Origin of the sequence: Vasconcelosia minhoensis LEGE 07310 (assembly GCF_015207255.1) — a bacterium.
In the GTDB taxonomy this organism is placed as follows: Bacteria; Cyanobacteriota; Cyanobacteriia; order Phormidesmidales; family Phormidesmidaceae; genus Vasconcelosia; species Vasconcelosia minhoensis.
Map to the genome: position 1 here is coordinate 1 of NZ_JADEXG010000117.1, position 6787 is coordinate 6787.

Genomic DNA, 6787 nt, shown 5'->3' on the forward strand with positions numbered 1-6787 from the left:
AGAGAGTTCTGCCACATTCGCGGTTATTTATCGACTCTGAAAAAGCAGAACCTCAACATCTTGGATGCATTCGTCGAACTTTTTTCCGGCAATGCTCCCTCTCTTCTCCCTCAGCCTGAGTAGTTACCCCTTTTTTTTGCCTGATTGCAACCGTCTCCAAATGGCGCTGACGCTGCCGTCCTGTCTCACGCTGGTTCGGCTAAACCCGTCAACCGACTTTTGCTACCCGACTACTCCACTGTCGCCTAATAGGGGGTGAACCGCTCGGCTACGGTGGACAAGACTTAGAAAACATTTAGCTGTCCCCACGCCTGTGGGGGTGAACCGGCTTCTGAAAAACTCTCATGAATGGCATCTAAGGGCTGTCCCCACGCCTGTGGGGGTGAACCGGAATTTATGAACACCAAACTAATTGTTGCTACAGGCTGTCCCCACGCCTGTGGGGGTGAACCGGGGCCTATTTCAGTCGAGATGGCCGCGAACCACGCTGTCCCCACGCCTGTGGGGGTGAACCGATTCTGCCGCCATTTCTATTCTGAATATCAATCGGCTGTCCCCACGCCTGTGGGGGTGAACCGCAGCACTACAGGCAGTTGTCCTTGTTGGATGCTGAGCTGTCCCCATGCCTGTGGGGGTGAACCGCGGGCACAGTCCGCAATTAGACAGCGTTCGGTTCGCTGTCCCCACGCCTGTGGGGGTGAACCGACGCCGACCGGATTTGCTTGCAGGCGAGTCCGGTCGCTGTCCCCACGCCTGTGGGGGTGAACCGTATCGTCCGGCAGCATCCTTAATCACCGTCACCGCTGTCCCCACGCCTGTGGGGGTGAACCGCACAATGGCCGCCTGAGATTGCTTAGCCTCTTGAGCTGTCCCCACGCCTGTGGGGGTGAACCTGCAAGACATGGCCACTTTCTGCCGCAACTTTAGCTGTCCCCACGCCTGTGGGGGTGAACCGTACTCAAGAGCCTCAAAATCGAAGGGATTGCGCGCTGTCCCCACGCCTGTGGGGGTGAACCGTCCGTAAGACCACGTGTTAATCAGTCAAAATGGGGTCGCCGTAGAGGTCTTTTGCCGCGTCACGGTTAATTGGATACTCAGACCCGATGGCAAAACCGATGATCTATTTTTCCCAGCTTCGATTTTTGCTTCCCGGTGTTAGCACTCTATGAAGACGTGGTTTTGAACGAGATGAATCTGCCTGAGTGCAGCAAAAGTAGCTGTTTTCAGCCGCGCCACAGGTTAAATTAGGATTTGCCGTGCAGATAAGATGTCCAATGCTTGAGTCATACCGCAAACAGGTCGAAGAACGCGCCCAGCTAGAGATTCCGCCGCTGCCGCTGACTGCAGAGCAGACCGCAGAGCTGTGTGAGCTACTGAAGCAGCCGCCAGCGGGCGAGGCCGAGTTTTTGCTACATCTGCTGCGCGATCGCGTTCCCCCCGGTGTAGACCAGGCATCCTATGTGAAGGCGTCGTTTTTAACCGCGATCGCCCAGGGCGAAGCACAGAGCCCTTTACTAACGCCGCTTCAGGCAGTAGAGCTGCTGGGCACCATGCTGGGCGGCTACAACGTCCAGTCCCTGGTAGCGCTGCTTCGGGACGAGCGCCCTGATATCGCCCAGGCCGCCGCTGAGGCGCTGAAGAAAACCCTGCTGATCTACGACGCCTTTAACGACGTGATGGCGTTAGCCGACGAAAACGCCTACGCTCGGCAGGTGGTCGAGTCCTGGGCCGAGGCCGAGTGGTTTACCCGCAAGCCGAAGGTTTCTGAAAGCATTACCGTCACTGTCTTCAAGGTACCCGGCGAAACCAATACCGACGATCTTTCGCCCGCTCCCCACGCCACGACTCGCCCCGATATTCCGCTGCACGGGCTGGTGATGCTGGAGTCAAGCATGGACAAGCCGCTGGAAACGCTGGCAGAGCTGAAGCAGAAAGGCCATCCGGTGGCCTATGTCGGCGATGTGGTGGGTACCGGCTCCTCGCGGAAGTCGGCAATGAACTCGGTGATCTGGCATATCGGCGCAGATATTCCCCATGTGCCCAACAAGCGCACCGGCGGCGTCATCCTGGGGAATAAAATCGCCCCGATCTTCTTCAATACGGCTGAAGATTCTGGGGCTCTTCCGATTGAGTGCGACGTTACCCAGACGCAGATGGGCGACGTGATCACGATTTATCCCTACTCTGGCGAAATTAAAAACGCAGCGGGCGAGGTGATTTCCACCTTCAAGCTGACGCCCGAGACCATTTTGGACGAGGTTCGCGCGGGCGGACGGATTCCGCTAATTATTGGGCGATCGCTGACGGATAAAACCCGGCTGGCGCTGGGACTGCCGGTGAGCGACGTGTTTGTCCGCCCGGCCCAGCCTGCTGACAGCGGCAAGGGCTTTACCCTGGCCCAAAAGATGGTCGGCAAAGCCTGCGGTCTGGAGGGCGTGCGGCCCGGCACCTCCTGCGAGCCGCTGATGACCACGGTGGGGTCTCAGGATACCACCGGCCCGATGACCCGCGATGAGATGAAAGAGCTGGCCTGCCTGGGCTTTAGCGCTGACCTTGTGATGCAGAGCTTTTGCCATACCGCCGCCTACCCCAAGCCGGTGGACGTCAAGACTCATCAGGAGCTGCCGGACTTCTTCGCCGAGCGCGGCGGCGTGGCCCTGCGGCCGGGGGACGGCATTATCCACTCCTGGCTGAACCGAATGCTGCTGCCCGATACGGTCGGCACCGGCGGCGACTCCCACACCCGCTTTCCGATGGGGATTTCTTTTCCGGCCGGTTCGGGGCTGGTGGCCTTTGCGGCGGCGATTGGGGCGATGCCGCTGGATATGCCCGAGTCGGTGCTGGTGCACTTTAAGGGCCAGCTCCAGCCGGGGATTACCTTGCGCGATGTGGTCAACGCGATTCCCTACGCGGCGATTCAGTCGGGGCTGCTGACGGTCGCAAAAGAGAACAAAAAGAATGTCTTCTCGGGCCGCATTCTGGAGATGGAAGGGCTGCCCAATCTGAAGCTAGAGCAGGCCTTTGAGCTGACCGACGCTTCCGCCGAGCGCTCCTGCGCGGGCTGCACGATTAAGCTGAGCGAAGATACTGTCGCCGAATACCTGCGTTCCAACATTGCCCTGATGAAGAACATGATTGCCCGGGGCTATGAGGATGCCCGGACGCTGTCTCGCCGGATCGCCAAGATGGAAGACTGGCTGGCTAATCCCACCCTGATGTCGGCGGACCCCGACGCTGAATATGCCGAGATTATCGAGATCGACCTAGACCAGATCAAGGAGCCGCTGGTCGCTGCGCCCAACGATCCGGACAATATCAAAACCCTATCTGAGGTGGTCGGTGACAGGGTCGATGAGGTCTTTATCGGCTCCTGTATGACCAATATCGGCCACTACCGCGCCGCTGCTAAGGTGCTTGAAAATGCCGGTACGGTTAAGGGCCGTCTTTGGATCTGCCCGCCCACTCGGATGGACGAGAAGCAGCTGCGGGAGGAGGGCTACTACGGCACCTTCGCAGCGGCGGGAGCCCGCACCGAAATGCCGGGCTGCTCGCTCTGTATGGGCAATCAGGCCCGGGTGGAAGATGGCGCGACGGTGTTCTCGACTTCAACCCGCAACTTCAACAACCGCATGGGCAAAGGGGCTCAGGTCTACCTGGGCTCCGCCGAACTGGCCGCCGCCTGCGCCCTGCTCGGTCGGATTCCCAGCATGGCGGAATACCTGGATGTGGTGGCGAATAAAATCGATCCCTTTGCCGACGAGCTCTACCGCTATCTGAATTTCGACCAGATCGCTAATTTTGCCGACGAGGGCCGGGTGATTCCCAAGGAGATGGAGGAGCGGATTAACGAAATTGCAATGGCGGGCCGTGACTAATCCTGCTGGTGGGAAAACTGATGGGCGCCGATGAAGGAAAGCGCGATCGCGACCACCAGCAGCACCGGGATCGAATACCAGGGAAACTCCGTCAGGGGTTTGTAGGCCGCTGCTCTGAGGCCAATGGTCGTATAGGTCAGCGGCAGCAGATAGACAATCCCTTTTAGCACCACCGGCAGCGTTGCCGGATCAAAGAAGGTCGCGCCGAGGAATGACATTGGCACAATCAGAAAGTTGTTGAACAGGCCAACGCTCTCTAGCGACTTGACGTTCAGCCCGACTATCACGCCCAGCCCCGCAAAGACGGCACAGTTGAGGACAATCAGCAGCAAAAAGAGCGGATTCAGGAATCCCCAAAACTCGCGAGTAAACAAAATCGCCACGACAATTACCGCCGCCGCAGTCATCATTCCCCGCACGATCCCAGCCAGCATTTTACCTAGGTGCAGCGCCAGCGGATGAATCGGGTAGAGCAGCATCTCCTCAAAGTTTTTGGTAAACAGCCGCTCGCCGCAGATCGAAAAGGTCGTGCCGCCAAAGCTGATCACCATCGAAGACAGCGCTACCATTCCCGGCAAAATAAACTCTAGGTAGCTATCCCCCGCCGTAGGTTCGGCCACCCGGTCGATGGAGCTGCCCAACCCCAGCCCAAAGGCCAAGATATAGATCAGCGGCGACACCAGCCCTGAAGCCGCGACTTGGGGAATCCGCACCCGCAGGTCGAGCCAGTCGCCCCAGAAAACGGTGAGGGTATCGGCAAATAGGGTTTGTAAGGTATGCGGCGAACGAGGTTTAGCAGTTTTCACAGAGGTATTAAGCACAGCCCGGCTAGAGCTGGCCCAATGTACGGCAAGCTGAATCATTGATTATTGTAAACGCTCCCCGGATGTTTTTTGAACCAGATACCCAAACTGCATGAGCCTATCTCTGAACTAAGGCAGTATAGTATTCTAAACGTATTGCATAGATAAGCTTAGTTAGGAGTTGGTGTGAATCAACACGTTAATCCTTATTTAGAACTCAAACAAGCTACAGATGGGCAAATATGAAAAATTGCGGCAAAAAATTCTAACCGGCACATCAGATGCAAACATCAGTTTCTCCGAACTTTGTAAACTGCTGGTTCGTCTAGGTTTCAGTGAAAGAGTTAGAGGAGATCATCACATTTTTGCGAAAGACCGCGTTGACGAAATTATCAACATTCAGCCAAAAGGTTCCAAAGCAAAGCCTTATCAGGTCAAGCAAATTAGAAATGTAATTGTTCAATATCGCTTAGGTGATCAAAATGTTGATTAGGTACGAGTTAGTCATCTACTGGAGCGAAGAAGATAGCGCATTTATTGTTGAAGTGCCAGAGCTACCTGGCTGTAAAGCCGATGGTCAAACTTATCAAGAAGCCGTTTCGAACGTAGAAGTTATCATTCAAGAGTGGATAGATACGGCTCAGGAGCTGGGACGTTCTATTCCTTCGCCGAAAGGGCGACTGATGTATGCTTGATAGAGATACCAAGCTGGACTAATAAATTTGTTCTTAAGTAAGTGCTCGCTGACTGACTTGTGATTTGCCTTAGTAGCAACTTTATGCCGAATCGTCCACCCCACATCAACTATGGGCCTTGTGTCACCCCTTCAGCATCAAAGAGTACTCAAACTAAAAGCTTGAAAGTCACGATGAGCAGAGCGTATCATTCTAGAAATTTCCGGTTTGATCACCGCATTAGTATTGATGTCCAACTCACAACCCATTTAGGGGCATGATTGCGAGTGTAGAAACTCTAATCTCTGCATAGTGGAAAAGCCTCTGAATTTAACCTATTCGCCATGTTGCCAGAGGCCTCTTAAAGCAGGAAAATGTATTCATGACTGTCTCAGCGAGACCGATTACTTCAGAGCTCCCTTTACTGGAGACCAAGCTCTACCTCCCCCAATGGTCTGCTGACTTGGTCTCGCGCCCGAGGCTGATCGATCGTATCGACCCGCAGCGCAAATTAACCCTGGTCTCAGCCCCAGCCGGGTTTGGCAAAACGACGCTGTTAGCAGAATGGGTGGCAGCCCTACCCACGAGACCTGTAGCTTGGGTTTCCTTAGACCAAAGTGACAATGATCCGGCTGTTTACTGGACCTATCTGATCACCGCTCTGCAGAACATTCAACCCAGCCTGGGTAAGCGATCGCTTTCATTATTGCAATCACCGCAGCCACCCCAAATTGAGTCGGTCTTGATGACCTTACTCAATGAACTGACTGCCGTTGAGGCGGATATTGCCCTTATCCTGGATGATTACCATGCGATCACGACCCAGGCTATTCATGACGGGATCGGCTTTTTGCTCAGCCATTTGCCGCCTCAGATGCATTTGATCATTGCCAGCCGGGCCGACCCGCCCTTAGCTCTGGCGCGGTTCAGATCTCACGGGGCGTTAACCGAGCTGAGGGCGAGTGACCTGCGGTTCACGCCGGAGGAAGCGGCGGCTTTTCTCAATCGGGTGATGGGGTTGAAAATCTCGGCAGCGGAGGTGGCCGCTTTAGAGCAGCGAACCGAAGGCTGGATCGCCGGGCTGCAGCTCGCGGCGCTATCCCTGAAAGGGCGCGAAGATATTTCTGATTTTGTGGCAGCATTCTCTGGCGATGACCGCTACATTGTGGACTATCTGCTGGAAGAAGTTCTACAGCGGCAAAGCGATCGCGTCCGTCACTTCTTGTTGCCAACGGCTTTGTTGCATGAATTGAGAAAGGGACAGGGGTTTCCCATCTCGGTCGTTTTCTAGGCTGCAACGCGGTAGCTATCAGGCATTCCGAGCTGCGTCATCCGGTTGAGCGCCTTACATTCAATCATCAACTCGGTGGTTTGAGCTGCTATCTTTCTGGCACACACCTCACCTGTGAAAACGGTTTTGAGTCGGTACATCCCC

At 55.4% G+C, this 6787-nt stretch carries 5 protein-coding genes and 1 CRISPR repeat array; of the genes, 4 read left to right on the forward strand and 1 reads right to left on the reverse strand.

Annotation, left to right across the window (positions count from 1 at the left end):
* Nucleotides 1-298: 298 nt before the first annotated feature.
* Nucleotides 299-1017: direct repeats of the CRISPR family, unit length 29 nt; unit sequence GCTGTCCCCACGCCTGTGGGGGTGAACCG.
* Nucleotides 1018-1274: 257 nt separating this feature from the next.
* Nucleotides 1275-3875, forward strand: a complete 2601-nt coding sequence (gene acnB / locus IQ241_RS24615) for a bifunctional aconitate hydratase 2/2-methylisocitrate dehydratase (RefSeq protein ID WP_193912368.1) — start codon at nt 1275-1277, stop codon at nt 3873-3875.
* Here the strand turns inward: acnB and IQ241_RS24620 are convergent.
* Entirely contained in the window at nt 3872-4681 is an 810-nt protein-coding gene (locus tag IQ241_RS24620; RefSeq protein WP_322743791.1) for an ABC transporter permease, read from the reverse strand. The two genes, acnB and IQ241_RS24620, sit on opposite strands and share 4 nt — an antisense overlap.
* 229 nt (nt 4682-4910) lie before the next feature.
* Here IQ241_RS24620 and IQ241_RS24625 point away from each other — a divergent pair, with 229 nt between their 5' ends.
* From IQ241_RS24625 to IQ241_RS24635, 3 genes are all read left to right on the forward strand, one after another.
* A complete protein-coding gene (locus IQ241_RS24625; RefSeq protein ID WP_193912372.1) occupies nt 4911-5171 on the forward strand; it encodes a type II toxin-antitoxin system HicA family toxin in 261 nt (86 codons plus the stop codon).
* Complete coding sequence (locus IQ241_RS24630; RefSeq protein ID WP_193912374.1) at nt 5161-5373, forward strand: type II toxin-antitoxin system HicB family antitoxin; 213 nt, start codon at nt 5161-5163, stop codon at nt 5371-5373. Before IQ241_RS24625 ends, IQ241_RS24630 begins: the two co-directional genes overlap by 11 nt.
* A 361-nt stretch (nt 5374-5734) precedes the next feature.
* Nucleotides 5735-6643: a hypothetical protein gene (locus IQ241_RS24635; RefSeq protein WP_228022077.1), complete on the forward strand. Its 909-nt coding sequence runs from the start codon at nt 5735-5737 to the stop codon at nt 6641-6643.
* Nucleotides 6644-6787 lie beyond the last annotated feature (144 nt).

Bases quoted from the DNA above. Each gene is read 5' to 3' on its own strand.
- acnB (WP_193912368.1), top strand. From the start codon at position 1,275: ATGCTTGAGTCATACCGCAAACAGGTCGAAGAACGCGCCCAGCTAGAG.
- IQ241_RS24625 (WP_193912372.1), top strand. From the start codon at position 4,911: ATGGGCAAATATGAAAAATTGCGGCAAAAAATTCTAACCGGCACATCA.
- IQ241_RS24630 (WP_193912374.1), top strand. From the start codon at position 5,161: ATGTTGATTAGGTACGAGTTAGTCATCTACTGGAGCGAAGAAGATAGC.
- IQ241_RS24635 (WP_228022077.1), top strand. From the start codon at position 5,735: ATGACTGTCTCAGCGAGACCGATTACTTCAGAGCTCCCTTTACTGGAG.